This window comes from Streptomyces sp. S4.7 (assembly GCF_010384365.1).
Classification (GTDB): Bacteria; Actinomycetota; Actinomycetes; order Streptomycetales; family Streptomycetaceae; genus Streptomyces.
This window is the reverse complement of sequence record NZ_CP048397.1, coordinates 5,025,151-5,048,886: the sequence shown is the minus strand read 5'-3', so window position 1 is coordinate 5,048,886 and position 23,736 is coordinate 5,025,151. Positions and strand designations below refer to the sequence as shown.

Annotated in this window: 26 protein-coding genes; 11 read left to right on the top strand and 15 right to left on the bottom strand. The window is 71.4% G+C overall.

Going from position 1 to position 23,736, the window contains the following annotated elements; translation table 11 throughout:
• The first annotated feature begins 59 nt into the window (after positions 1–59).
• Positions 60–1,877 carry a DEAD/DEAH box helicase gene (locus tag SSPS47_RS22685; protein WP_239065021.1) on the top strand — a complete coding sequence of 606 codons (1,818 nt, stop codon included), beginning with the start codon at positions 60–62 and terminating at the stop codon, positions 1,875–1,877.
• A 135-nt stretch (positions 1,878–2,012) separates the two neighbouring features.
• Complete coding sequence (locus SSPS47_RS22680) at positions 2,013–2,873, top strand: alpha/beta hydrolase (protein WP_164252652.1); 861 nt, start codon at positions 2,013–2,015, stop codon at positions 2,871–2,873.
• A gap of 26 nt (positions 2,874–2,899) precedes the next feature.
• Here SSPS47_RS22680 and SSPS47_RS22675 read toward each other — a convergent pair whose 3' ends face one another.
• Positions 2,900–3,811, bottom strand: a complete 912-nt coding sequence (locus tag SSPS47_RS22675) for an NYN domain-containing protein (protein ID WP_147873987.1) — start codon at positions 3,809–3,811, stop codon at positions 2,900–2,902.
• 176 nt (positions 3,812–3,987) lie between these two features.
• On the opposite strand from SSPS47_RS22675, the gene SSPS47_RS34895 reads away from it, so the two are divergent.
• The gene (locus SSPS47_RS34895; protein ID WP_187280063.1) at positions 3,988–4,140 is read left to right on the top strand and encodes a hypothetical protein; all 153 of its coding nucleotides are present in this window, start codon (positions 3,988–3,990) and stop codon (positions 4,138–4,140) included.
• 98 nt (positions 4,141–4,238) lie between these two features.
• Here the strand turns inward: SSPS47_RS34895 and SSPS47_RS22670 are convergent, their stop codons facing one another.
• From SSPS47_RS22670 to SSPS47_RS22655, 4 genes are all read right to left on the bottom strand, one after another.
• Entirely contained in the window at positions 4,239–4,844 is a 606-nt protein-coding gene (locus SSPS47_RS22670; RefSeq protein ID WP_164252651.1) for a MarC family protein, read from the bottom strand.
• A gap of 158 nt (positions 4,845–5,002) precedes the next feature.
• A complete protein-coding gene (locus SSPS47_RS22665) occupies positions 5,003–5,872 on the bottom strand; it encodes a PHP domain-containing protein (protein WP_164252650.1) in 870 nt (289 codons plus the stop codon).
• Positions 5,873–5,984: 112 nt separating this feature from the next.
• Positions 5,985–6,623 carry a DUF6758 family protein gene (locus SSPS47_RS22660; protein WP_164252649.1) on the bottom strand — a complete coding sequence of 213 codons (639 nt, stop codon included), beginning with the start codon at positions 6,621–6,623 and terminating at the stop codon, positions 5,985–5,987.
• Positions 6,624–6,787: 164 nt separating this feature from the next.
• A complete protein-coding gene (locus tag SSPS47_RS22655; RefSeq protein WP_164252648.1) occupies positions 6,788–7,414 on the bottom strand; it encodes a suppressor of fused domain protein in 627 nt (208 codons plus the stop codon).
• Between the two features lie 478 nt (positions 7,415–7,892).
• Here SSPS47_RS22655 and SSPS47_RS22650 point away from each other — a divergent pair, with 478 nt between their 5' ends.
• A complete protein-coding gene (locus tag SSPS47_RS22650; RefSeq protein WP_164252647.1) occupies positions 7,893–9,008 on the top strand; it encodes a magnesium and cobalt transport protein CorA in 1,116 nt (371 codons plus the stop codon).
• A 31-nt stretch (positions 9,009–9,039) separates the two neighbouring features.
• Entirely contained in the window at positions 9,040–9,567 is a 528-nt protein-coding gene (locus SSPS47_RS22645) for a hypothetical protein (protein WP_164252646.1), read from the top strand.
• A gap of 34 nt (positions 9,568–9,601) precedes the next feature.
• On the opposite strand, the gene SSPS47_RS22640 is transcribed toward SSPS47_RS22645, so the two are convergent.
• A complete protein-coding gene (locus tag SSPS47_RS22640) occupies positions 9,602–10,402 on the bottom strand; it encodes a hypothetical protein (RefSeq protein ID WP_164252645.1) in 801 nt (266 codons plus the stop codon).
• 249 nt (positions 10,403–10,651) lie between these two features.
• Here SSPS47_RS22640 and SSPS47_RS22635 point away from each other — a divergent pair, with 249 nt between their 5' ends.
• The 3 genes from SSPS47_RS22635 to SSPS47_RS22625 are packed head-to-tail and all read left to right on the top strand — an operon-like array spanning position 10,652 to position 13,718.
• Positions 10,652–11,923 carry a CBS domain-containing protein gene (locus SSPS47_RS22635; protein WP_164254868.1) on the top strand — a complete coding sequence of 424 codons (1,272 nt, stop codon included), beginning with the start codon at positions 10,652–10,654 and terminating at the stop codon, positions 11,921–11,923.
• Entirely contained in the window at positions 11,913–12,515 is a 603-nt protein-coding gene (locus SSPS47_RS22630; RefSeq protein WP_164252644.1) for a DUF1003 domain-containing protein, read from the top strand. Before SSPS47_RS22635 ends, SSPS47_RS22630 begins: the two co-directional genes overlap by 11 nt.
• A 42-nt stretch (positions 12,516–12,557) precedes the next feature.
• The gene (locus tag SSPS47_RS22625; protein WP_239065020.1) at positions 12,558–13,718 is read left to right on the top strand and encodes an Mrp/NBP35 family ATP-binding protein; all 1,161 of its coding nucleotides are present in this window, start codon (positions 12,558–12,560) and stop codon (positions 13,716–13,718) included.
• A 92-nt stretch (positions 13,719–13,810) separates the two neighbouring features.
• Here SSPS47_RS22625 and SSPS47_RS22620 read toward each other — a convergent pair whose 3' ends face one another.
• The 5 genes from SSPS47_RS22620 to sigE all read right to left on the bottom strand — a co-directional run bounded on the left by SSPS47_RS22620 (position 13,811) and on the right by sigE (position 18,767).
• Entirely contained in the window at positions 13,811–14,482 is a 672-nt protein-coding gene (locus SSPS47_RS22620) for a hypothetical protein (RefSeq protein ID WP_164252643.1), read from the bottom strand.
• Positions 14,483–14,598: 116 nt separating this feature from the next.
• Complete coding sequence (locus tag SSPS47_RS22615; RefSeq protein WP_164252642.1) at positions 14,599–15,060, bottom strand: sec-independent translocase; 462 nt, start codon at positions 15,058–15,060, stop codon at positions 14,599–14,601.
• Positions 15,061–15,186: 126 nt separating this feature from the next.
• Positions 15,187–17,046: a trypsin-like peptidase domain-containing protein gene (locus SSPS47_RS22610; protein ID WP_164252641.1), complete on the bottom strand. Its 1,860-nt coding sequence runs from the start codon at positions 17,044–17,046 to the stop codon at positions 15,187–15,189.
• A 90-nt stretch (positions 17,047–17,136) separates the two neighbouring features.
• A complete protein-coding gene (locus tag SSPS47_RS22605) occupies positions 17,137–18,012 on the bottom strand; it encodes a zf-HC2 domain-containing protein (RefSeq protein ID WP_164252640.1) in 876 nt (291 codons plus the stop codon).
• The gene (sigE, locus tag SSPS47_RS22600; RefSeq protein WP_187280064.1) at positions 18,009–18,767 is read right to left on the bottom strand and encodes an RNA polymerase sigma factor SigE; all 759 of its coding nucleotides are present in this window, start codon (positions 18,765–18,767) and stop codon (positions 18,009–18,011) included. The genes SSPS47_RS22605 and sigE overlap by 4 nt, the downstream gene beginning before the upstream one ends.
• A 142-nt stretch (positions 18,768–18,909) precedes the next feature.
• On the opposite strand from sigE, the gene SSPS47_RS22595 reads away from it, so the two are divergent.
• Positions 18,910–19,575, top strand: a complete 666-nt coding sequence (locus SSPS47_RS22595; RefSeq protein ID WP_078075229.1) for a class I SAM-dependent methyltransferase — start codon at positions 18,910–18,912, stop codon at positions 19,573–19,575.
• Positions 19,576–19,683: 108 nt separating this feature from the next.
• Here SSPS47_RS22595 and SSPS47_RS22590 read toward each other — a convergent pair whose 3' ends face one another.
• Positions 19,684–19,851, bottom strand: a complete 168-nt coding sequence (locus SSPS47_RS22590) for a DUF3117 domain-containing protein (protein ID WP_003966491.1) — start codon at positions 19,849–19,851, stop codon at positions 19,684–19,686.
• Positions 19,852–20,175: 324 nt separating this feature from the next.
• Here SSPS47_RS22590 and SSPS47_RS22585 point away from each other — a divergent pair, with 324 nt between their 5' ends.
• On the top strand, positions 20,176–20,976 hold the full coding sequence (locus tag SSPS47_RS22585) for an enoyl-CoA hydratase-related protein (RefSeq protein ID WP_164252639.1): 801 nt from the start codon (positions 20,176–20,178) through the stop codon (positions 20,974–20,976).
• 15 nt (positions 20,977–20,991) lie between these two features.
• Here SSPS47_RS22585 and SSPS47_RS22580 read toward each other — a convergent pair whose 3' ends face one another.
• Both SSPS47_RS22580 and SSPS47_RS22575 read right to left on the bottom strand, forming a co-directional pair.
• The gene (locus SSPS47_RS22580) at positions 20,992–21,588 is read right to left on the bottom strand and encodes a DNA-3-methyladenine glycosylase I (protein WP_164252638.1); all 597 of its coding nucleotides are present in this window, start codon (positions 21,586–21,588) and stop codon (positions 20,992–20,994) included.
• Positions 21,585–21,938, bottom strand: a complete 354-nt coding sequence (locus SSPS47_RS22575; RefSeq protein WP_164252637.1) for a DivIVA domain-containing protein — start codon at positions 21,936–21,938, stop codon at positions 21,585–21,587. Before SSPS47_RS22575 ends, SSPS47_RS22580 begins: the two co-directional genes overlap by 4 nt.
• 110 nt (positions 21,939–22,048) lie before the next feature.
• On the opposite strand from SSPS47_RS22575, the gene folP reads away from it, so the two are divergent.
• Positions 22,049–22,921, top strand: a complete 873-nt coding sequence (gene folP, locus SSPS47_RS22570; protein WP_164252636.1) for a dihydropteroate synthase — start codon at positions 22,049–22,051, stop codon at positions 22,919–22,921.
• A 23-nt stretch (positions 22,922–22,944) separates the two neighbouring features.
• On the opposite strand, the gene SSPS47_RS22565 is transcribed toward folP, so the two are convergent.
• Complete coding sequence (locus tag SSPS47_RS22565) at positions 22,945–23,694, bottom strand: TIGR00730 family Rossman fold protein (protein WP_164252635.1); 750 nt, start codon at positions 23,692–23,694, stop codon at positions 22,945–22,947.
• Between the last annotated feature and the right edge of the window lie 42 nt (positions 23,695–23,736).

Genomic DNA, 23,736 nt, shown 5'->3' with positions numbered 1-23,736 from the left:
CCGAGACAGCCGAAGCGCTTGAAGCCGTCGGCATCGTGTCTCCGTTCCCCATCCAAGAGATGACCCTCCCGGTCGCGCTGTCCGGCAAGGACGTGATCGGCCAGGCCAAGACCGGCACCGGCAAGACGCTGGGCTTCGGCCTGCCGCTCCTGGAGCGCGTCACCGTCCCCGCCGACGTCGAGGCGGGCCGGGCCGTCCCCGAGCTGCTCACCAACGCCCCGCAGGCCCTCGTGGTCGTCCCCACCCGCGAGCTGTGCCAGCAGGTCACCAATGACCTCCAGACCGCCGGCAAGGTGCGCAACGTACGCGTGCTGGCGATCTACGGCGGCCGTGCCTACGAGCCGCAGGTCGAGGCCCTGAAGAAGGGCGTCGACGTCGTCGTCGGCACTCCCGGCCGGCTTCTCGACCTGGCGGGCCAGCGCAAGCTCGACCTGTCGCACGTGCGCGGACTCGTTCTCGACGAGGCCGACGAGATGCTCGACCTGGGCTTCCTGCCCGACGTCGAGCGGATCATCCAGCTGCTGCCGGCGAAGCGCCAGACGATGCTGTTCTCGGCCACCATGCCGGGCGCGGTCATCGGTCTCGCCCGCCGCTACATGTCGCAGCCGACGCACATCAGCGCGACGTCCCCGGACGACGCGGGCGCGACGGTCGCCAACACCACCCAGCGGGTCTACCGCGCCCACTCCATGGACAAGCCGGAGATGGTCGCGCGCATCCTCCAGGCCGAGGGCCGCGGCCTCGCGATGATCTTCTGCCGTACGAAGCGCACGGCCGCCGACATCGCCGACCAGCTCGCCCAGCGCGGCTTCGCCTCGGGCGCCGTTCACGGTGACCTGGGGCAGGGAGCGCGTGAGCAGGCGCTGCGCGCGTTCCGCAACGGCAAGGTGGACGTTCTGGTCTGCACCGACGTCGCCGCCCGCGGTATCGACGTCGAGGGCGTGACGCACGTCATCAACTACCAGTCGCCCGAGGAGGAGAAGACCTACCTCCACCGCATCGGCCGCACCGGCCGCGCGGGCGCGTCCGGCATCGCCGTGACGCTGGTCGACTGGGACGACATCCCGCGCTGGCAGCTGATCAACAAGGCGCTGGACCTGGGCTTCCCTGACCCGCCGGAGACGTACTCGACATCGCCGCACCTCTTCGAGGAGCTCAGCATCCCCGCGGGGACGAAGGGCATCCTGCCGCGTACGGACCGGACGCGTGCCGGTCTGTCCGCGGAGCAGGTCGAGGACCTGGGCGAGACGGGCGGCCGCGGCCGTAAGTCCGCCGGTCCGTCGTCGGCGCGGACGTCCACCTCCGTGCAGGAGGAGCGCCCGGCACGTACGCGTACGCCGCGGCAGCGCCGCCGTACGCGCGGCGGGACTCCCCTGGAGGCCGGTGAGGCGCAGACGGTGACGGCGACGGCTCCGGCGGCGACCGAAGCGGTCGACACCGCCGAGGGCACGGACGGTACGCAGCCGCGCGTCCCGCGTCGTCGCCGGCGTACGCGCGTGAGCGTGCCCGCCGAGGCGGCCGACGCGGTCGCCACGACCGTGGCGGTTCCCGCGGCCGACGTGTTCGTCGAGCCGCTCGCCGAGCCCGGGGCCGACGCCGACACCGAGGTCGCCACCAAGCCGCGCCGTCGTCGTACGCGCGCCGCCAAGCCCGCGGTCGAGGCCGTGGACACCGTCGAGACCCCGGTTGCGCCGGTGGTCACCGACGGCGACACCGGAACGAAGACCGAGACCAAGCCCCGGCGCCGCACGCGCGCCAAGGCAACGGTCGAGGCCGGGACGGCGAAGACCGCCGCGGCGGAGGCCGACGCCCCCGTCGCCGAGGCCAAGCCGCGCCGCCGCCGTACGCGCGCGGCGGTCGCCCAGCCCGAGAGCTGACACAGCGCACACCGATGGCCCGGTCCCCGCGAGGGGTGCCGGGCCATCGGCGTACGCGCGTGCCTCCGCGGGAGCGTGCTCCCGGTGCCCCGGCCGGGTGAGGCGGCGGCGGGCAAGGGGTCCTACTCTCGTCGCATGAGCCGGCCGCCCACGTTCACTCCCCCGCCCTGCGCCCGCGCGCTCCAGCTGTCGACCGGGCGCGGGCCCTTCGCCGTGCTCGACGCGCGCCCCGAGGGGGCGCCGCGGGGCACCGCACTCCTGCTGCCCGGATACACCGGCAGCAAGGAGGACTTCATCGCGATGCTGGAACCGCTCACCGCGGCCGGCTACCGCGTCGTCGCCGTGGACGGCCGCGGGCAGTACGAGTCCAAGGGCCCCGACTCCCAAGAGGCTTACGCGCAGAAGGAATTGGCGGCGGATGTGCTCGCGCAGGCGGCAGCGGCCGACACTCCGGTCCACCTCGTGGGGCACTCGCTGGGCGGGCAGATCGCCCGCGCCGCCGTCCTGGCGGACCCGGAGCCGTTCCTGACACTGACGCTGATCTCGTCGGGCCCCGCCCGCATCGCGCCCTCCCAGCAGGAGCGGGTGCGGCTGCTGAGCGAGGCCCTGGAACTCACGCACATGGACATGGAGCAGGTCTGGGCGGGCATCCGGGCGATGGACCCGCCGGAGGAGACCGATGTCGACGGCGCGGACCTGCGCCGTCGCTGGCTCGGTCACAACCCGGCCCAACTACTTGCCACGGGACGGCAGTTGACGGCGGAGGCGGACCGGGTGGCCGAGCTGGCGGCCGTACGGGACCTGCCCGTCCATGTGGTGTCCGGCGAGCGGGACGACACCTGGCCGGTGCCGTTGCTCGACGACATGGCGCGGCGGCTGGGCGCGCGCAGGACGGTGATCGAGGGCGCCGAACACTCGCCGAACACCGATCAGCCGCTGCGTACGGCCGCCGCGCTCAGCGCGTTCTGGGACGGGGCCGACCGGCCCCGGGGGTGAGTGACGGGGCGGATGGCGTCAGACGCTCAGAACTGCGCCTGCAGGTGCTGCCAGAAGCCGTCGCGCAGTGCCCGCCGCAGCACCGCGTGCCCCCGCAGCGACCGCTGGAGCAGCTTCTCCGCCTCGATCAGCAGGTCCTGGTCCACCGGCCCCGGCAGATACGGATGCCCCGGCAGCAACTCGGCCATCGCCACCCGCCCCCGCCCCACCAGCCAGGTCGCCGCGATCTGCGCGCCGATGAAGCGCACCTGTTCGCGCGAGGGCGGCGGATCGCCCTCGTTCTCGTACGTGGTGACCGGCCGCCGCGTCACGTACGGCTGCCAGAAGTCGAGGTCGAAGGTGCGCTGGCTGTCGACCTCCCACAGCAGCGGCTCGGCCTGGTTGCGCCCGTCACCGGCCTCGATGCCCCAGAGGTGGACGCGCGCGCCGTACCCCTGAGCGGCCTCGACGGCGGACACGAGGTCCTCGTCACCGCCCACGAGTGCGGCGTCGCTGATCGCGCGGTGTCTGGCGAGCGATTCGAGATCCGTGCGGATCAGTGAGTCGACGCCCTTCTGCTGGTTGTTCGCGTTGAGATTGCCGAGGCGGACCTTGACGTCGGGCAGCTCGGCGATGGACTGCTGCTCGGGGGTGTGGATGCGGCGCCGCGCGCCGTCGTACCAGTAGACGCGCAGCAGCCTGCTGTCCGCGAAGATCGTGCGCGCCTTGTCGATGAACGCCTCGATGAGCCCTTCGGCGTCGAGATCGAAGGCCCGGCGGTCCTCGGTTCCCGCGACCAGTAATCCCGCCGCAGCGTAGACGTAACCCGCGTCGACGAAAATGGCGTGAGTGGAAGGGGTCTTCGCGACCTCGGCCAGCATCCGCTGGAGCAGTTCATTGGTGCGCTCCAGGCGGGCGCCGACCTCGGCGATGTCGGGGTTGATCTCTGCCTCGCTCATACGGGGCCCATTGTCCGTGGGCGCGGCTGTACCCGCCAGTAGTTAGCCGGCTGAAAATTTTCCTTAGTGTAGGGAATGTTTGCAGAGGGCAAGGCGTTGTGGCCTTATGTAATCAACGACGGGCTTTCCGTCACACATAGTTCTCCTACGGAGGATCAGACGAAGGGAGAAGCGATATGCGCTTCGAGATCATGCGACTGAACGATGCTGACGGCACCGCCGTGGACAGCACCGTTGTGGACGCCGCCTCCGTCAATCAGATCGTGCAGCAGGCCGCCTCAACAGGGCAGCGCCTCTATATCCGACCGGCCGTCACCACGGCCTCGTAAATCCCGGATCCCCCGGATCCACCGATCGGCTCATGTCGAGACGCCCCCGTACGGAGCATCCGTACGGGGGCGCTTTGGTTTTCGGTCTCCGTGGCACCTCACGCGCCCTGGACGACCTGGGTGATGCCGTTGATGATCTGCTGCACGGCGATGGCCGAGAGCATCATTCCGGCGAGCCGGGTCACCAGCACCACACCGCCGTCCTTGATCAGCCGGATGATCACCAGCGAGTAGCGCATCGTCAGCCAGAGGACGGCGTGCATCGCCACGATCGCCGCCCACACCGACACCTGCGCCGCAGCGCCTCGCGCGTGCTGGACGGCGAGGATCACGGAGACGATCGCGCCGGGCCCCGCGAGGAGCGGCATCCCGAGCGGCACGAGGGCGACGTTGACGTCCTTCGTCTGCTTGGGCTCGTCGGTCTTGCCGGTGAGCAGATCGAGCGCGATGAGGAGCAGGAGCAGCCCGCCCGCGATCATCAGCGCGGGGACGGACACATGCAGATAGTCGAGGATCTGCTGGCCGAGGATGCCGAAGACGGTGATGACACCGAAGGCGACGGCCACCGCCTGCCAGGCCATCCGGCGCTGGACCTTGGCGGGGCGTCCGGAGGTGAGGGCGAGGAAGATCGGCGTGATCCCGGGTGGGTCCATGATCACGAAGAGGGTCAGGAAGAGGGAGCCGAAAACGGCGGCGTCGAACACGGTGTGGCCTTGCGAGGAGTGGGTGGATGAAGCGGCGGGGGCCGGGAGGCGGTGCGAGGCGCGTACGACGGCGTACGCGGTCCCGCTGCCGGAGCGTGGTGGGGCGGGCCGGGAGGTACGGGCGTGGCGAGGTGCCCAGATGCGAGGTGCGGAGGTGCTTACGCCGGTCCGCCCGTGCCGGGCACCGGGAACGCGCCCGAAGCGCGCCGGACGATCTCGCCGTAGATCTCCGGGTCGGTGCTGTGGTCCCCGAGCCCGACGGTCTTCCGGGTGCCGTGGTAGTCGCTGGAGCCGGTGGTGAGCAGGCCCAGCTCGGCGGCGAGTCCACGCAGCCGTGCGCGCGTGGGCTCGTCGTGGTTCATGTGGTCGACCTCGATGCCGTCGAGCCCCGCCTCGGCCAGCCGGGCGATCGCCGCCTCCGTCACGACCGCGCCCCGGGTCACGGCCAGCGGATGCGCGATGACGGTGACGCCGCCGGCGGCCTTGACCAGCCGGATCGCGTCGAAGGGGTCCAGTTCGTGCCGGGGCACGTGCACCCGGCCGTGGTCGGCGAGCCAGCGGGAGCTGAACGCCTCGTCGACCGAGCCCACGATGCCCAGTTCGACGAGCGCCGACGCGATGTGCGGGCGGCCGATCGAGCCGTCCCCGGCGATCCGCGCGACCTGCTCCCAGGTGATCGGCGCGCCGAGTTCCTGGAGCTTGGCCACCATCGCCCGCGCGCGCGGCACCCGGTCGTCGCGCACCAGCTCCCGCTCGCGCAGCAGTTGGGGCTCGTCGGCGTCGAAGAGGTACGCCAGCATGTGCAAGCTCACACCGTCGGTCCGGCAGGAGAGCTCCGCGCCGGTGACCAGGGTGAGTCCGCTGTCGAGATCGGCGAGGGTCTTGAGAGCCTCGGCGTGGCCCCGGGTGGTGTCGTGATCGGTGAGCGCGACGACGTCGAGGCCGGCGGCGGCGGCGTTGCGTACCAGCTGGGCCGGGGTGTCCGTGCCGTCCGACGCCGTGGAGTGGGTGTGCAGGTCGATGCGCACGACGCGTACTCCAGGGGCTCGGCCGGACAGGGGACGCTCCAGGATAACGGGCGTGCCGCGTGCTCCCGGCCGCCCGGCCCAGGCCCTCCCGGCCGCCCGACCGGCCCGCCGGTCAGCTCAGCAGCCGCTGCGAAAGGGCGCCGCACGGCAGCAGGTCCACCTCGGCGCCCGCGTCCCGCAGATCGGTCAGCACCAGCTCGTCGTACATCAGCAGCCCCGTCTGCTCCGGCCAGACGATCGCCCAGAGCCACAGCCCGAGCGCCTCGCCCGCGAAGACCGCGCGGTCGGGCGGCACACCGGGCACGTGCCAGAGCGGGGTGGGGCGGCCGGCGGCCAGCAGTTTGGCGTGCGGAGGTTTGTCGCCGCAGATGTGCGGCCCCGGGTCGGGTCCGTCGATCCCCGCGTAACGCGCCCCGAGTCCGACGCCCAGCTCCTCGGCGACCAGCAGCATCTCCCCCGTGCCACCGAGCGGACCGGGCCCGGAGCAGGCGACGGCGGTGGCCCGGCCGCCGCTGCGGTCGTCACCCGCGTACGCCACACCGGAGAAGAGCCAGCCGACAGGGAGCGGCCAGGGCATCCAGACGGGGACCCTGGCGCGGTTCACGACGACGCCCAGGGCTTCGACACTGGGCGGTATCACCGGCTGCATCGGATGGACCGTGCCGTGCAAGTCGCACTGCCAGGAGTCGGCGAAGAGACCGGGCGCCCTCACCCGGCCACCGCACTTCGGGCAACCTGGTTCGCCCCTCATATCGCCCAACGGTCCTCCGCGCCCGGCGCCCCGTCAAGGACGATCACCCGTCCGGCACAGAACCCTGGCAAATACCAGCGGCGTGTACGAGACGGGGAGTCATCTCGGCGGCGTACGAGGTTCAGCGAGCGGGCGTGCTCCGGCGTACGCCCCACGGGCCCGTCCTAGTCGAGCGGGACCGAGGAGCGCAGCGGATCGCGCAGATCGGTCCCGTGCGACAGCCACCGCTCCTGGAGCGCCTGCGCGCCCTTGACCCGCTTCCACGCGGCCTCGTTGGGCGTCATCGGGAGCAGCGGCAGGAACCGTACGGGGTCGAGCGGTGCGTCCAGCTCCAGATCGGCCACCAGTCCGCCGGACTCCGCGACCAGCACGGAGCTGAAGGGCGCGCCCGGCCACAGCGGCTCCCCGACCTCCAGGGCCGCGCCCGGCGCCACGACCAGGCCCTCGACCTGGGGCGACGCGGCCAGTACGGCGAGCGGGCGCAGCACCTTGTCGGTGTCGGCGAGCCCGGCGCGTACCGACAGGACCAGCTCGGCGCGCGGGCCCCGGTCCGGGTCGGCGACGACGACCGTGGGGTCGGCCATCGGCCGCGCGGACATCCCCAGCGTGGCGTACCGCACGACGGCGCCGCCGGGGCCCGGCGACTCCCCGGACTCCTCCCGGCCCCCCGCGTCGAGGAAGCGCAGCACCTCGACGCGGTCCGTGCCCACGAACGTCATCGCGGCGCGCGCGTCGGGCTCCCCGAGCACCGTACGCAACCGGGCCTCGACCAGAGAGAGAACTTCTGCCATCCCGTGAGCATAGAACGCCGTCTTAACGGGCAAGAGACAAAACTGGCCCGGATCGGCTGCTAGTCTGGGCCGCCGGTCGGGACAGCGCGCAAGGCGTCGCTCTCCGGTCCCGACACACGTCATCCCCTACGGGGGACCGGCCGGAGGAGGTGGGGCTGCGGTGGATCGAAGTCACCCGGCCAGTACCAGCCGCTCTTCCTCGCGCTGTACCGCCTCTCTCTGAGGCCCTGCCCCGTACAGGCCCGCGGCTCGTCGCACGACGGAAGAGCACTGCACCAGCTCTGTATTGCCTGTCTGTAGCGAACGCCGTCACCGCGTCCTCGCGGTGCCGCCCGCTTTGCGGACGTATGCGCGCCGCGTCGTGTCACGTCATGGCATGTCATCCCTTTTCGATGGTGTGCCGGCCCGTACGCGCGTCACGTCCCCGTTCCGGGCTGTGCCACGCCCCGCCGACGGCCTCTCCGTGAGGAGCCCAGCCATGTCGATGATCCGTGACCTGCGTGCGGCGGTCCGTCCGTCCCTGCGCAAGAGCAACACCGCCTACAACACGTACGACTTCACCCGCGACCCCTCGGCCTCCAGCGCCGTCGTCGACTGCGCCGTCTACCGCGACGGCCGCCGGGTGAAGGACGAGCCGTGCCTCACCCCGCACGAGGCGATGCTGGAGGTGCGCAAGGGCGGCGGCTTCGCCTGGATCGGCCTCCACGAGCCGACCGAGGCCGAATTCGCCGGTATCGCGGCCGAGTTCGGGCTGCACCCGCTCGCCGTCGAGGACGCCGTGCACGCCCACCAGCGGCCCAAGCTGGAGCGGTACGACGACACCCTCTTCGCCGTCTTCAAGACCATCCACTACGTCGAGCACGCCGAACTCACCGCGACCAGCGAGGTCGTGGAGACCGGCGAGGTCATGTGCTTCACCGGCCAGAACTTCGTCATCACCGTGCGGCACGGCGGCAAGGGATCGCTGCGCGCGCTGCGGCACCGGCTGGAGGACGACAGCGAACTGCTCGCCAAGGGGCCGTCGTCCGTCCTGCACGCCATCGCCGACCATGTCGTCGACGGCTACATCGCGGTGGCCGCCGCCGTGCAGGACGACATCGACGAGGTCGAGATCGATGTGTTCTCGGCGCCCGCGAAGGGCGGCCCGCGCGGTTCGGACGCGGGGCGGATCTACCAACTCAAGCGCGAGGTGCTGGAGTTCAAGCGGGCCGTGGCGCCGCTGCTGCGACCGATGCAGTTGCTGAGCGAGCGTCCGATGCGGTTGGTCGAACCCGACGTGCAGAAGTACTTCCGGGACGTCGCGGACCATCTGGCCAGGGTGCACGAGGAGGTCGTCGGCTTCGACGAGCTGCTGAACTCGATCCTCCAGGCCAATCTGGCGCAGGCGACGGTCGCGCAGAACGAGGACATGCGCAAGATCACGTCCTGGGCTGCGATCATCGCCGTGCCGACGGCCGTCTGCGGCGTCTACGGCATGAACTTCGAGCACATGCCCGAGCTGGGATGGAAGTACGGCTACCCGATGGTGCTGGGCGGCATCGCGGTCGTCTGTCTCACGATCCACCGGATGCTGAAGCGCAACGGATGGCTGTAGGGCCGCCGAGGGACGCCTTAGGCTGCGGGACATGACAGAAACCGCCTCCGGCTCCCCGCTCCTCGGCAAGGCGCTCGTCGAGGAGGCCACCAAGAAGTCCGGCCTCATCTGGGTGCGGGCGGGCGGCCCCGCCCGTGCCCTGTGGCACGTGTGGCTCGACGGCGCCGCCCTGGTCGTCGGGGACGGCAGCGGCGAGCAGCCCCTGCCGGGGCTCGTGGACGGCTCCACCGCCGATGTCACCGTACGGAGCAAGGACAAGGGCGGGCGGCTGGTGGCCTGGACCGCCTCCGTCACCGAACTCGCGCCTCGTACGGAGGCGTGGGAGACGGCCGTCGCGGAGCTGAAGGGCAAGCGGCTGAACGCGCCGGACTTCGACGCGATGACGGAGCGCTGGGCGCGCGAGTCGCGGGTGCTGCGCCTGGAGCCGCGGGACGCGATCACCGGCATGCCGCGGGACTCGCAGGCGGCGGCGCCGCTGCCGACCTCGGCGACGACGCGCCGGCCGGCTCCGGCGGCCGTGCCGCGGCTGCTGTTCAAGCGCCGGAAGAAGCAGGGCTGAGGGCAGGACCGGCGAGCGGCCGGCCGGGACCGGGTCAGGTGCTCGGCAGCGTGCTGCCGTAGTCCACCGTCTCGTTCCTGGTGGGCGCCTTCAGGGGAAAGTCCTTGCCCCAGTCGCTGAGTGTGAGCGTCCCCGCGCCGCCCGCCCGCGCCAGTTGCAGCGGGTACGGCGTACCTTCCAGCGACACGTTCAGCGAGCCCCCGGCGCCCTCGCTGCCGTTGACCTCGATGGTGCGTACGCCGCCGATCTCCGCCCGGTCGCCCTTGCCGCGCTTGCCGTGCAGCCCCAGCAGCCCGTCGAGCAGCACGCTCTTGTCGGTGAAGCCCCGCAGCTGCTTGTACGCCGGATCGTCCTCGGGGACCTTCACGTACTTGTCGTCGAGCTTCTCCGCGGCCTCGGAGTCGGCCTTGCTGGGCGGGGTGCTCGTCCCGCCGTCGCCGCCCTTGTCGTCCGCGTGGCTCCAGAAACCGGCGTCCGCCTTCAGATACAGCTCGTCCTCGACGCGCAGCAGCTCGAACGTGCCGCCGGTCTTCGAGCTGACCGATCCGGTCCCGCCGGCCTCCTTGAGCGACATGTTGAGCTTGTACGTCTGCCCGTTGGTGACGACCGTGCCCGACAGGCGCACCGCGTCCGCGCTCTCGGCCGCGGCCTTGGCCTTCTTCTCGATCACGGCGGCCGACAGTTTGCCGACGCCGTTCGTGCCCGCGTCCGGATCCTCGTCGCTCCCGCACGCCGTGAGCGCCACTGTCATCCCGACACAGAGGGCGACCGGGACCGCGGCCCGGCGGAGTCGGACGGAGGACCGAAGAAGGGTCACGAACGCACTGCCTCTCATACGTGACGGGGGACGGCAGACCGCAGCGTACCTGTGCCGACCACGCCCCTCGACAACGAGCCCCGGCGACGGATCGCCCGTACCGTACGGACGGATCCGCCAGGGCCGCACGGAGCGGTACGGGCTAGCCTGAACCCGTTGTCGCGGTCGATACGGGGACAGTCACGGGCAAGGCGCGGACGGGGCCGGGGCACGAAGCAGGACACCTCAGGCAGTGCAGGGACAGTCGCGGGCGAGGAGGAGCGCATGATGGCGTCGGGCGCTTCCCGCGTATTCGTCTCGCATCTCGCCGGTGTGCCGGTCTTCGACCCCAACGGTGACCAGGTCGGGCGGGTACGCGACCTCGTGGCGATGCTGCGTGTCGGCGGTCGCCCGCCCCGGGTGCTCGGCATGGTCGTCGAGGTGCTCAGCCGGCGGCGGATCTTCCTGCCCATGACACGCATCACCGGGGTCGCCTCCGGCCAGGTGATCACGACGGGCGTGGTCAACATGCGGCGCTTCGAACAGCGCCCCACCGAGCGACTGGTCCTGGGCGAGCTGCTGGACCGCCGCGTACAGCTCGTGGAGAGCGGCGACGAGGTGACCGTCCTCGACGTCGCCGTCCAGCAGTTGCCCGCCCGCCGCGAGTGGGAGATCGGGAAGGTCTTCGTCCGGCGCGGCAGGGGCGGCGCGCTGCGGCGGCGCGGCGAGACGCTGACCGTCGACTGGTCCGCGGTCACCGGCTTCACGCTGGAGGAGGACAGCCAGGGCGCGGAGAGTCTCGTCGCGACCTTCGAGCGGCTGCGCCCCGCCGACCTGGCCAATGTGATGCACCATCTGACGCCCAAGCGGCGCGCCGAGGTGGCCGCCGCCCTCGACGACGACCGGCTGGCCGACGTCCTGGAGGAGCTGCCCGAGGACGACCAGGTGGAGATCCTGGGCAAGCTGGAGGACGACCGGGCGGCGGACGTGCTGGAGGCGATGGACCCGGACGACGCGGCCGACCTGCTCTCCGAACTGCCCGAGGAGGACAAGGAGCGGCTGCTGGCGCTGATGCGGCCCGGCGACGCCGCCGACGTGCGGCGGCTGCTGGCGTACGAGGAGCGGACGGCGGGCGGTCTGATGACGACCGAGCCGATCGTGCTGCGGCCCGACGCGACCGTCGCCGACGCGCTGGCGCGGGTGCGCCGGCAGGACCTCTCGCCCGCGCTGGCCGCGCAGGTCTATGTGTGCCGGGCGCCGGACGAGACGCCGACGGGCAAGTACCTGGGCACGGTGCACTTCCAACGGCTGTTGCGGGACCCGCCGTTCACGCTGGTCGGCTCGATCGTCGAGAGCGACCTGCCGCCCCTGGCGCCCGATACGCCGCTGCCCCAGATCACCGGCTATCTCGCCGCGTACAACATGGTGGCCGCGCCGGTCGTGGACGAGAGCGGGTCGCTGCTCGGCGCCGTGACCGTCGACGACGTCCTGGACCACCTGCTGCCCGACGACTGGCGGGAGACCGGCTACGGCCTGGCGGAGGCCGCGAGTGGGCGCTGAGCGGGCGGAGAAGGACGCGGCGAGGGAACGGGGCCTGGCGGCCACGGGAGCGAGCGCCGTGGCGCGTGGGCCGCGCGGACGGCTCGACCAGCCGCGCACGCCGAGGCGCAGACTGCTGCCGGACTACGACCCCGAGGCCTTCGCCCGGCTGTCGGAGCGCATCGCGCGGTTCCTCGGGACGGGGCGCTTCATCGTCCTGATGACACTGATCATCATCCTGTGGGTGCTGTGGAACATCTTCGCGCCGCCGGCGCTGCGTTTCGACGAGTACCCGTTCATCTTCCTGACGCTGGCGCTCTCCCTCCAGGCCTCTTACGCGGCCCCGTTGATCCTGCTGGCGCAGAACCGCCAGGACGACCGGGACCGGGTCACCCAGGAGCAGGAGCGCAAGCAGAACGAGCGATCCATCGCCGACACCGAGTATCTGACCCGCGAGATCGCCTCGCTGCGGATCGGGCTCGGTGAGGTCGCCACCCGCGACTGGATCCGCTCGGAGCTCCAGGATCTGGTGCGGGACCTCGCCGAGCAGCATGTCCTGCCGCCGACGGAAGCCCCGCGCGGACGTGACGAATCAGACCGTTCCGAGCACTGACGCGCTTTACGGGGCGTGCGCGCCGCGCCGTACCATCTCCCTATGGCTACCGACACGCACGGAACCGTCGCCCCCGCGGAGGACGCGGTGCGCGCAGCACTGGCGACGGTGAACGACCCCGAGATCCACCGTCCGATCACCGACCTCGGCATGGTCAAATCGGTCGATATCGGGGCGGACGGCGCGGTTGCTGTCACGGTCTATCTCACGGTGTCCGGCTGTCCCATGCGCGAGACGATCACCACGAACGTGACGGAGGCCGTCGCCGCCGTCGAGGGCGTCACCCGTGTCGAGGTCACGCTCGACGTGATGAGCGACGAGCAGCGCAAGGATCTCGCGGCGTCCCTGCGCGGCGGCACGGCCGAGCGCGAGGTGCCCTTCGCCAAGCCCGGCTCGCTGACCCGCGTGTACGCGGTCGCCTCGGGCAAGGGCGGCGTCGGCAAGTCGTCGGTGACGGTCAACCTGGCGGCGGCGATGGCCGCCGACGGTCTGAAGGTCGGCGTCGTCGACGCCGACATCTACGGGCACAGCGTGCCCCGCATGCTGGGCGCGGACGGCAAGCCCACCCAGGTCGAGAACATGATCATGCCGCCGGCCGCGCACGGCGTGAAGGTCATCTCGATCGGTATGTTCACCCCCGGCAACTCGCCGGTGGTCTGGCGCGGACCGATGCTGCACCGCGCGCTCCAGCAGTTCCTCGCCGATGTGTACTGGGGCGATCTGGACGTGCTGCTGCTGGACCTGCCGCCGGGGACGGGCGACATCGCGATCTCCGTGGCCCAGCTCGTGCCGAACGCCGAGATCCTGGTGGTCACCACACCGCAGCAGGCAGCCGCCGAGGTCGCGGAGCGGGCCGGCTCCATCGCCGTACAGACCCATCAGAAGATCGTCGGCGTGGTCGAGAACATGTCGGGCCTGCCCTGCCCGCACTGCGACGAGATGATCGACGTCTTCGGTACCGGCGGCGGCCAGCGGGTCGCCGACGGCCTGACGAAGACGACCGGCGCCTCGGTGCCGGTGCTCGGCTCGATCCCGATCGACGTACGGCTCCGCGAGGGCGGCGACGACGGCAAGCCGGTCGTGCTCTCCGACCCCGACTCCCCGGCGGGCGCGGCCCTGCGGTCGATCGCCGGCAAGCTGGGCGGGCGCCAGCGCGGTCTGGCGGGCATGACGCTGGGACTGACGCCGCGCAACAAGTTCTGACACGGACGGCGCCCGCGTTCGCCGGAGCGGCTCCTTGGGCCGCTCCGGCGAACGCGGGCGAAACCCTCCAGCGGGAAGCCCGGTGAACGCGGCTACTCGGCCACGTACGACCTGATGTCCTCGATCACCGAGAAGCCGAGGCCGTACGCGCTCATGCCCCGCCCGTACGCGCCGATGTGCACCCCGCCCTTGGCCGAGGCGGTCGGGCCCGTCGAGCCCGCGAGCACCCAGCCGAATTCGGATTCCCGATAGTGGAACGGTGTCGGCACACCGTCCACGGGCAGCGAGAGCACCGACCAGGCGGAGCCGTTCAGATCGTCGGCCAGTTCGAAGGCCGTCTCGGTCTGCTGGTCCAGCCAGTCGTCACGCAGCGAGTGGTCGAGCTGCGCGGGCCAGGTCGACACCAGCAGCCCCGAACCGGCCAGCCAGGCCGCCGAGGACACCGTCGTGGCGTCGAGCACTCCCGTACCGTCACCGCTGCCCCGTACGGGGCTCGCGGCGACCGTGACGACCGCCGCGAAGCGCTCCTTCTCCGCGCCTGACGCGTCCGGTCTTATCGACGGCTCGTCACCGTGTCCCGTGGAACCGTGCTGCACGGTGCCGTCCGCCGCCGTTCCCACCTGCATGAGCCACCGTGGGCCGGTGAACGCGTCGTCCAGTCCGTACCAGGGGAAGGCCGCCCGCAGATAGCCCTCGACCGCGCGCCTGCTTCCCGGCGCGCCGTCGGCCGTGCTCCGGGCCCCTGCCCGACTCGTCGTCTCCATCGGTCCGGACCGCCTCCTCCATCTCGGGGTCCGGAGCGGCCCGCCCTCACGGACGTCTCACTACCGGACAGATGGAGGATAGCCACCCGTTACCGGCTCGCCGGGCAGGGTGGGCCTCAGGTGGCGTCTGCGTCGAAAGGCGGACGATCGGCCTGCTGGGGCTTCTCCTGCTTCTTGAGCAGGTCAGAGGTGCCGGACGGGCTCTTCGTCAGGCTCGTCGGGGCGGCCGCGGTCCCGGCGGTGTCGGCGTCCCTGCCGTGGACCGAGTCGGCGACGTCGTTGATTTCCTTCTTGAGGTTGAAGCTGCTGCGGATGTCCTTCAGCCCCAGGTCGTCCTCGTGCTCCGACAACTGCTTGCGCACGAACTTCTTGGGGTTGAGGTCCTCGAAGTCGAAGTCCTTGAACTCCGGTCCCAGCTCGGAACGGATGTCCTCCTTCGCGTTGTCGGAGAACTCGCGCACCTTGCGGATGAAGCGGGACACGTCCTGAATGACCTTGGGCAGCTTGTCCGGGCCGAAGACGAGCACGGCGAGGATCACGAGCGTCACCAGCTCAAGCGCGCCTATGTCATTGAACACCTTGCTGCTCCTCGTGTTCTCCGTGCCCGCAGACGGGACCTCGCCGGCCCGGCCTGTGGTGGGTCAAGGCCCGGGCCGCTCCACGGTACCCGGCGGACCTGGCCGGACGGTACCTTCATTCGGCACTCACCTGCCCTCCGCGCTTCCGAGGACCAGAGTCATGGTCTGCTCTTTACCTCCGCGGGTCAGGGTGAGGTCCAGCTCGTCACCGGGGCGGTGCGAACGGATCTTCACGATCAGCTCCTCGCCGCTGTGCACCCGCTGGCCGTCGACCTCGGTGATGATGTCGCCGGTCCTGATGCCCGCCTTCGCTGCCGGTCCGCCTTCCTCCACCGCCGGTCCGCCCTCGGCGCTCTTGGCGCCGACCTTGGCACCGTCGCCCGTGTACTCCATGTCGAGCGTGACGCCGATCACGGGGTGTGACGCCTTGCCCGTGTTGATCAGCTCCTCGGCGACGCGCCTGCCCTGGTTGATCGGTATGGCGAAACCGAGCCCGATGGAACCGGCCTGGGCGCCGTCCGGCGTACCGCCGCCGTCCGCACCGCGGATCGCGCTGTTGATGCCGATGACCTGTGCCTTCGAATTCACCAGCGGGCCACCGGAGTTGCCGGGGTTGATCGGCGCGTCGGTCTGGAGGGCGTCGACGTAGCTGATGTCGCTGCCGTCGCCCTTCTCGCCGCCGGCCGTGATCGGGCGCTCCTTGGCGCTGATGATGCCCGCCGTGACGGTGTTCTGGAGGTCGAAGGGCGCGCCGATGGCCACGACCGGGTCGCCGACCTGGACGTTGTCGGAGTTGCCGAGCGGCAGCGGCTTGAGCCCGGAGACTCCGGTGACCTTCACCACGGCCAGGTCGTAGCCGCTGTCCTTGCCGACGAGCTTCGCCTTGGCCGTCTCGCCACCGCTGAAGGTGATCGAGATGTCGCCGTTCTCGCCGGCCGGGTCGACGACGTGGTTGTTCGTCAGGATGTGGCCCTTGCGGTCCAGGACGAATCCGGTGCCGGTGCCCTGCTCGCCGCCGCCGCTGACATGGAGGGTGACGACGCTCGGCAGGGCGCTGGAGGCGATCCCGGCGACGCTGTCGGCCGGGCGGCCGCCGCCGTCGGTGCCCGCCTGGGGCAGTTCGACGCTGCTGAGGCCGCCGTTGCGCTCGACGTACGCGCCGACGCCGCCGCCGATGACGGCGGCGCAGAGCGCGAGTGCCAGGGCGCCGACGAGCCCGACGCCCGCGCGCTTCTTCTTCCGGGCATCGCCGAGGTCGGGGTACGACAGCGGCTGCTGCCCGGGAGCGCTCCAGGGGTCGTACTGGAGCCACTGGGAGGGCTGCGGATGCCGGCCCTGGGGCGGCGGAAGCTGCTGGGACTGCGGCTGCGGGTGCGCGAGGGGCTGGGGGTGGGTCTGCGTCCCGGGCGTCGGCACGGGCCCCGGCATCGGCTGCTGGGCGCCCTGGGGCGGCACGCCGTACCCGGACGTGTGGTGGGGCTGCGGCTGACCGGGGGCTGCCGGGCCGGTCGGCCCGGTGTAGTGCTGCGGCGGGATGGGCGTGCCCTGCGCCGGGGTGGGCACCGGTCGCTGGACCGGCGGCGCGGGCGCCCACGGTCCGGGACCGCCGTAGGGCGGTGTGCTGTACGGGTCGGGCTCGTGCAGCGGCTGCGGCCGGGCCGGCGTCTCCGCTGGGGCGCTCACCGCGGCCGCGGGAGCGCGCTCGGGCGGGGCGAGCAGATGGTCCTCGGAATCCCGGTGCGGCTCGGACGCCCGCTCCGGGACGACGCCGTCGACCGGTTCACCGTGGGTCCGGTCGCCGCCGGCCGGTTCGGGGACGGACGCGCCGCCGGAACTCCGGGGGACCTCATCGGTGACCGGTGACAGTTCCGTCGTCTCCTCCGTGCTCCGGCGCTCCGGTACGTCGGGCTCCTGTGGTATCGCGCGTCCCGATGCCGGGCGGCTCCACCACTTCGCCTTGGGTCCGGTGGGCTTCCCGTCGTCCATGCTCTCCCCGCACCTGCCTCGTCCGTGCCCCGACAAGGGCACCCGTGCAGGGATTCAACCAGGTTTACGAATGGCCGCGCAGGGACCCCGTCACCGAGGCCGCGAAAGCGGCACGCCGGACTGCGTGGGCGCGGCGAGGTGGGTGGGGTCCGGCGTGGCCGTGGGTGTGGTCAGTCCGGGGTTCGCCGCCAGCTGGAACGCCGTGCCCGTGGGACGTATCAACGGCGCCGCCGGGAAGTGATTGAGAACCGCCGACTGGAACGGGTGGGGAGTGAACGGCGCCCGCATCGTGCCGGGAGCGAGCACGGGCGCGCTGTCGACCGACTGCGGGAGGATGGCCCCCTGCTCGCCGCCCTGCCTGCCCCGCGTACCGCTGCCGGGCGGTGTGGTGGCCCTGGTCAGCGGTGTGATGGTGTTGCCGCCGGGTCCGCGTGCTGCCGTGTCGGCCGTGGCGCCCATGGGCAGCGCGCCGCCCAGCGCCATCGCGGCGAACGACACCGCGCTCGCGGCGGCGAAGGCGAACCTCCGGCCGCGCCACGGTGAGCGCTCGGCCTCCGAGCGCCCCACCTCGTGGATCCTGAAACCCGCGCCGGAGCCGCCGCGCAGGGGGGACGCGTGGGCACCGGTCGGGTCGTAGCCGAAAGCGTCGCTCCGGCCGCCGAAGACACCGCCGCCGAGAGCCGATCCGTCGAAGGGGCCGGGGGCCCCGTCCTCGTCCCGCTCGGACGATCCGCCCGGCAGACCCTGGAGCCGGGCGAGGAACCCCTCGGACAGCGGCGGCGGCGCCGACTGCGCGAACGCGTTCTTCAGCCTGCGCTGGGCGTCGGCCTCCGCCTTGCACTTGGCGCAGGTCGCGAGGTGCGCCAGCACACGCTCCCGGGCGTCGTGACCGAGCTCCCCGTCCACCAGGGCGGCGAGCCGGTCCCCCAGGTGCTGCTCGGCGGGGGTCGGTCCTGTGCCACTCACGCGAGTCCGCCCTCCCCGGCCACACTCGCGAACGTCCGCTGCTCGGCCCGAGCCTCGGGAGAACGGTGCTGGAGGGCCTTGCGCAGGTGCGAGCGGCCGCGGTGGATCCGGCTGCGCACCGTGCCGAGCTTCACGCCGAGTGTCGCGGCGATCTCCTCGTACGACAGACCTTCGATGTCGCACAGGACGACCGCGGCACGGAATTCGGGAGCGAGGGTGTCCAGCGCCTGCTGCACATCCGCGTCGAAGTGGGTGTCGTGGAAGACCTGCTGCGGTGAGGGCTCACGGCTGGGCAGGCGCTCCGCCGCGTCGTCACCGAGCGCGTCGAAACGGATCCGCTGCTTGCGGCGGACCATGTCCAGGAACAGATTGGTGGTGATGCGGTGCAGCCAGCCCTCGAAGGTGCCGGGGGTGTACGTCGACAGAGATCTGAAGACCCGGACGAAGACTTCCTGGGTCAGATCCTCGGCGTCGTGCTGGTTGCCCGTGAGACGGTAGGCCAGGCGGTACACGCGGGCGCTGTGCGTGCTGACGATCTCCTCCCAGCTGGGAGGCGTCCACGCCTGCGATTCCGCATCCGATGCGAAGGTCGCCGTAACTGCGGAGTCGGTCGAGCGAGAACGGTCAGCGAAGTTGGTCACGGATTTCGGCTCACCGGCCGACCTGAGAAAGCGCTTGAACGCTCCTCCCCGATCCGCAGGCGCAGCCGCACCTCCCCTATCGACTCTGGTGGTGTCCAGCGGAGCACCTACCATAGCTACCTCGCCCGTTAGCTCCGGATAAGAATCTTTGCCTGAATTTGCGCCTGGTCCCAGGTCTTCATCCATGTGTTCCCCCGCCCCTTCATAACGCCCGGTCCCATCAGCGGGTTCCCGAGTCCAGCGGATACAGTCACCGGTGCGCCAACTACGGGGACAGGAGAGGGTCATTACCGCCAACCGGCAGACAAGCTGGGCGTTCGCCGACGCTTTTGTCGCCGAGGACGAGGCACTGCGCTGGGCCCGCGACAGGGCCCGGGACATGGGGCTCCGCTCGGTGTCACCGGGCACGGGTGCCGCGCTTCGTCTGCTTGCCGCCACGGCGGACGCCAAGGCGGTCGCGGAGATCGGCACGGGTACCGGGGTCTCCGGGATCTACCTCCTGAACGGAATGCGGCCCGACGGCGTACTGACCACGGTCGACACGGAGCCCGAGCGGCAGCAGTTCGCCCGTGAGGCGTTCCGCGCGGCCGGCTTCACTAACAATCGCGCGCGCTTCATTCCCGGCCGGGCCCGCGACGTGCTCCCCCGGCTCGCCGACGGCGGGTACGACCTCGTGTTCTGCGACGGGGACCGGCTCGAATGCCTCGACTATCTCGCTGAATCGTTGCGCCTGCTGCGACCCGGCGGGCTGGTGTGCTTCGAGGGCGTCTTCGCCGACGGCCGGACGGTCGATTCGGCGGCCCAGCCGCACGAGGTGCTGCGGCTGCGCGAGCTGCTGCGCACCGTGCGGGAGATGCAGGACGAGCTGCTGCCGTCACTGCTGCCGGTGGGCGACGGGCTGCTCTGCGCCGTACGGCGCTGAGGGGCCGGGGAACGACATCAACCGACGGCATGGACCGAGGCATGAAGCCGCCCCGTCACGGAGGTGGCTCCGTGACGGGGCGGCATGAGAATGCGCGTTCTGTCCGCGTCAGCCGACGACCTTCTTCAGGGCGTCGCCCAGCGCATCCGCCTCGTCGGGGGTCAGCTCGACGACCAGCCGACCGCCGCCTTCGAGCGGAACGCGCATGACGATGCCCCGCCCCTCCTTGGTCACCTCGAGCGGGCCGTCGCCCGTCCGCGGCTTCATGGCCGCCATGCTCGTTCCCCTTCCTGAAACCAGCTCATCGCAGCCGGCGGCCCCATGACAGGCGCTGTGTCACCGGCATCGAACACATTGCTTCCAGGCCATTATCCCGCATGGCGGGACCCGATGACCAACATCGGACGGCATCGCTTGCGCAACGCGCTCTCTCAAAACGACTCAATTCGGCGATCCGCCCGCGATACTTCGCCGCCGTTCACGGCTGCGCGGCTGTTGCATGTTTGACGCAGGTCACATGCCGGCCTGCGGCGATCTCCGCCATGCTGGGGCCGGACAGGACAGCGGACAGGCAGTCAGCTTCGCAGAGGAGATCCGATCATGGCCGACACGGTGCTGTACGAGGTGGGCGACGGGCTCGCGACCGTCACGATCAACCGGCCGGACGCCATGAACGCGTTGAACGTCGCGACCAAGGTCGCCCTGCGGGACGCGCTGCGTACCGCCGCCGACGACCCCGCCGTGCGGGCCGTCCTCCTCACCGCCACCGGGCGGGCCTTCTGCGTGGGACAGGACCTGAAGGAGCACGTCTCCCTGCTGGCGGCCGACGCGACCGACGGCAGCGGCGGGACCATGAGCACCGTGCGGGAGCACTACAACCCCATCGTGCGGGCACTGACCGAGATGCCGAAGCCGGTCGTCGCCGGGGTCAACGGCGTCGCGGCGGGGGCGGGGCTCGGCTTCGCGCTCGCCTGCGACTACCGGGTCGTCGCCGACACGGCCTCCTTCAACACCTCTTTCGCGGGTGTGGCACTGACGGCCGACTCCGGCGTGTCGTGGACGCTGCCCCGTCTGATCGGGCAGAGCAGGGCGGCCGATCTGCTGATGTTCCCGCGCTCGATAACGGCGGAGCGGGCGCTTGAGCTGGGGATCGTCAACAAGCTGGTGCCCGCGGCCGATCTCGCGGCCGAGGCGGCGGCGGTCGCGCGCACCCTCGCGGAGGGCCCCACGCTGGCGTACGCGGCGCTGAAGGAGTCCCTGGCGTACGGCGCCGGCCACTCGCTGGCCGAGACGCTGGAGAAGGAGGGCGAACTCCAGAACCGGGCGGGCGCGTCGCAGGACCACGGCATCGCGGTCCAGTCCTTCCTCGCCAAGGAGAAGCCCCGCTACGTGGGCCGCTGACGCGCCTGCCCCGCCTCAGCCCTCGTCGAGCTGCCGACGGACCAGGCATTCGGCCAGGTGGTCGTCGACCAGGCCGCATGCCTGCATCAGGGCGTACGCCGTCGTGGGGCCGACGAACCGGATGCCGCGCTTCTTGAGCGCCTTGGCCAGCGCGGTCGATTCGTCGGTGACCGCCGGGACGTCCCCGATCGTCTTCGGCACCGGGCGGGTGGCCGGATCGGGGGCGTGGGACCAGATGAGCGCGTCCAGCTCGCCGGCGGACCAGCCGGCGAGCTCGCGCGCGTTGGCGAGCGTGGCGTCGATCTTGGCGCGGTTGCGGATGATGCCCTCGTCGGTCAGCAGCCGGGCGGCGTCCTCGTCGGTGAACGCGGCGACCGCCGGGATGTGGAATCCGGCGAAGGCCCGGCGGAAGCCCTCGCGGCGGCGCAGGATCGTGATCCAGGAGAGGCCGGACTGGAACGCCTCCAGGCACAGCCGCTCGAAGAGGGCGTCGTCGCCGTGGACGGGGCGGCCCCACTCCTCGTCGTGGTAGGTGATGTAGTCCTCGGTCGACAGGCCCCAGGGACAGCGCAGCTCGCCGTCCGGTCCCGCCACCGCGCCGCCGTCGCTCACCGCTGGTCCTCCACGCCCGGGTTCTTGAAGAGGTCGGGCCGGGCCACCGCCGTCGCCTGGGCGCCCGCGAGGGTGGACTCCAGCTCGGCGATCCGGGAGTCGCGCTCGGCCAGCTCGGCGCCGAGCCGGGCCAGCACCTCGTCCACATCGGCCATCCGGTAGCCGCGGGGCGCGACGGGCAGCCGCAGGGCCTCGATGTCGGCCCGGCCCACCGGGCGTGTCGCGGGCAGCGGGTCCACGAGCTGTTCGGGCGCGGACTCGGGCAGCACCTCGCGGTCGCCGCCGCCGACGACCGCGAGGGTGACGGCGGTGACCACCACGACCATCGCGACGAGCAAGAACAAGAACACGTGCTTCTCCCCGGGGCAGGAAAACGTCCGGTGCCGATCGTGCCATGCGGCGGTGACAGTTAGGGTCGGCGGCGACGGGACGGGCGGCAGAGACGGGTGGTGACCAGGGGATGAGCAGCGGCACACTGCGGCTGGGACGGCGGGAGTTCGACGCGTACGAGCCGGTGATCATGGCCATCGTCAACCGGACGCCGGACTCCTTCTACGACCGGGGCGCGACGTTCCGCGACCAGCCCGCGCTCGACCGGGTGGAGCAGGCGGTGTCCGAGGGCGCCGCCATCATCGACATCGGCGGGGTCAAGGCGGGGCCGGGCGACGAGGTGACGGCGGAGGAGGAGGCGCGCCGCACGGTCGGTTTCGTCGCCGAGGTCCGCAGGCGGTACCCGGACGTGGTGATCAGCGTCGACACCTGGCGGCACGAGGTCGGCGAGGCCGTCTGCGAGGCGGGCGCCGATGTGCTCAACGACGCCTGGGGCGGGGTGGATCCGGCGCTGGCCGAGGTCGCGGCCCGGTACGGCGCGGGCCTGGTCTGCACGCACGCGGGCGGGGCCGAGCCCCGGACCCGGCCGCACCGGATCGCGTACGACGACGTGCTCGCGGACATTCTCCGGGTGACGCTCGGGCTGGCCGAGCGGGCCGTGGAGCTGGGCGTCCGCCGGGACGCGATCATGATCGATCCGGGGCACGACTTCGGGAAGAACACCCGGCACTCACTGGAGGCGACCCGCAGGCTGGGCGAGATGGCCGAGACCGGCTGGCCGGTGCTCGTCTCGCTGTCCAACAAGGACTTCGTCGGCGAGACCCTCGACAGGCCGGTGAAGGAGCGGGTGATCGGCACGCTCGCGACGACCGCCGTCTCGGCGTGGCTCGGCGCGCGGATCTACCGCGTGCACGAGGTGGCCGAGACGAAGCAGGTGCTGGACATGGTGGCGTCCATCGCGGGCCACCGGCCCCCGGCGGTTGCCCGCCGGGGACTCGCCTGACCCCGATGACCGCGCGGACGCCGCTAGTTGCCGGTCTCCTTGGTCACCAGCGCCACCGCCTCGTCCACGTCGTCCGTGACGTGGAACAGCAGCAGGTCCTTCTCGGACGCCTTGCCCTGCGCCACGACCGTGTTCCGCAGCCAGTCGATGAGCCCGGTCCAGTACGCCGTACCGAACAGGACGATCGGGAAGCGCGTCACCTTGCGCGTCTGGACCAGGGTGAGCGCCTCGAACAGCTCGTCCAGCGTGCCGAGGCCACCGGGCAGAACGACGAAACCTTGGGCATATTTAACAAACATCGTTTTTCGGACGAAGAAGTAACGGAAGTTCACACCGATGTCGACGTGCGGGTTGAGCCCCTGCTCGAAGGGCAGCTCGATACCGAGTCCTACGGAGATGCCCTTCGCATCCCGCGCGCCCTTGTTCGCCGCTTCCATCGCGCCGGGGCCGCCGCCGGTGATCACCGCGAAACCGGCCTCGACCAGCGCCCGGCCGATCCGGACGCCCGCGTCGTAGTCCGGTGAGTCGACGGGCGTACGTGCCGAGCCGAAGACGCTGATGGCGCCGGGCAGTTCGGCGAGCGCGCCGAAGCCCTCCACGAACTCCGACTGGATGCGCATGACCCGCCAGGGATCGGTGTGCACCCACTCGGAGTCGCCCTCGGTGTCCAGCAGCCGCTGGTCGGTGGTGCCCGCCTGAACCTGGTCCCGGCGACGCAGCACCGGCCCGAGTCGCTGCGTGTCCGGCTTCCGTGCTTCCTCAGGACTGCCCATGGACTGCTCCCTCCGCTGCTGTGCCAGTTCCCGGCCAGCGTA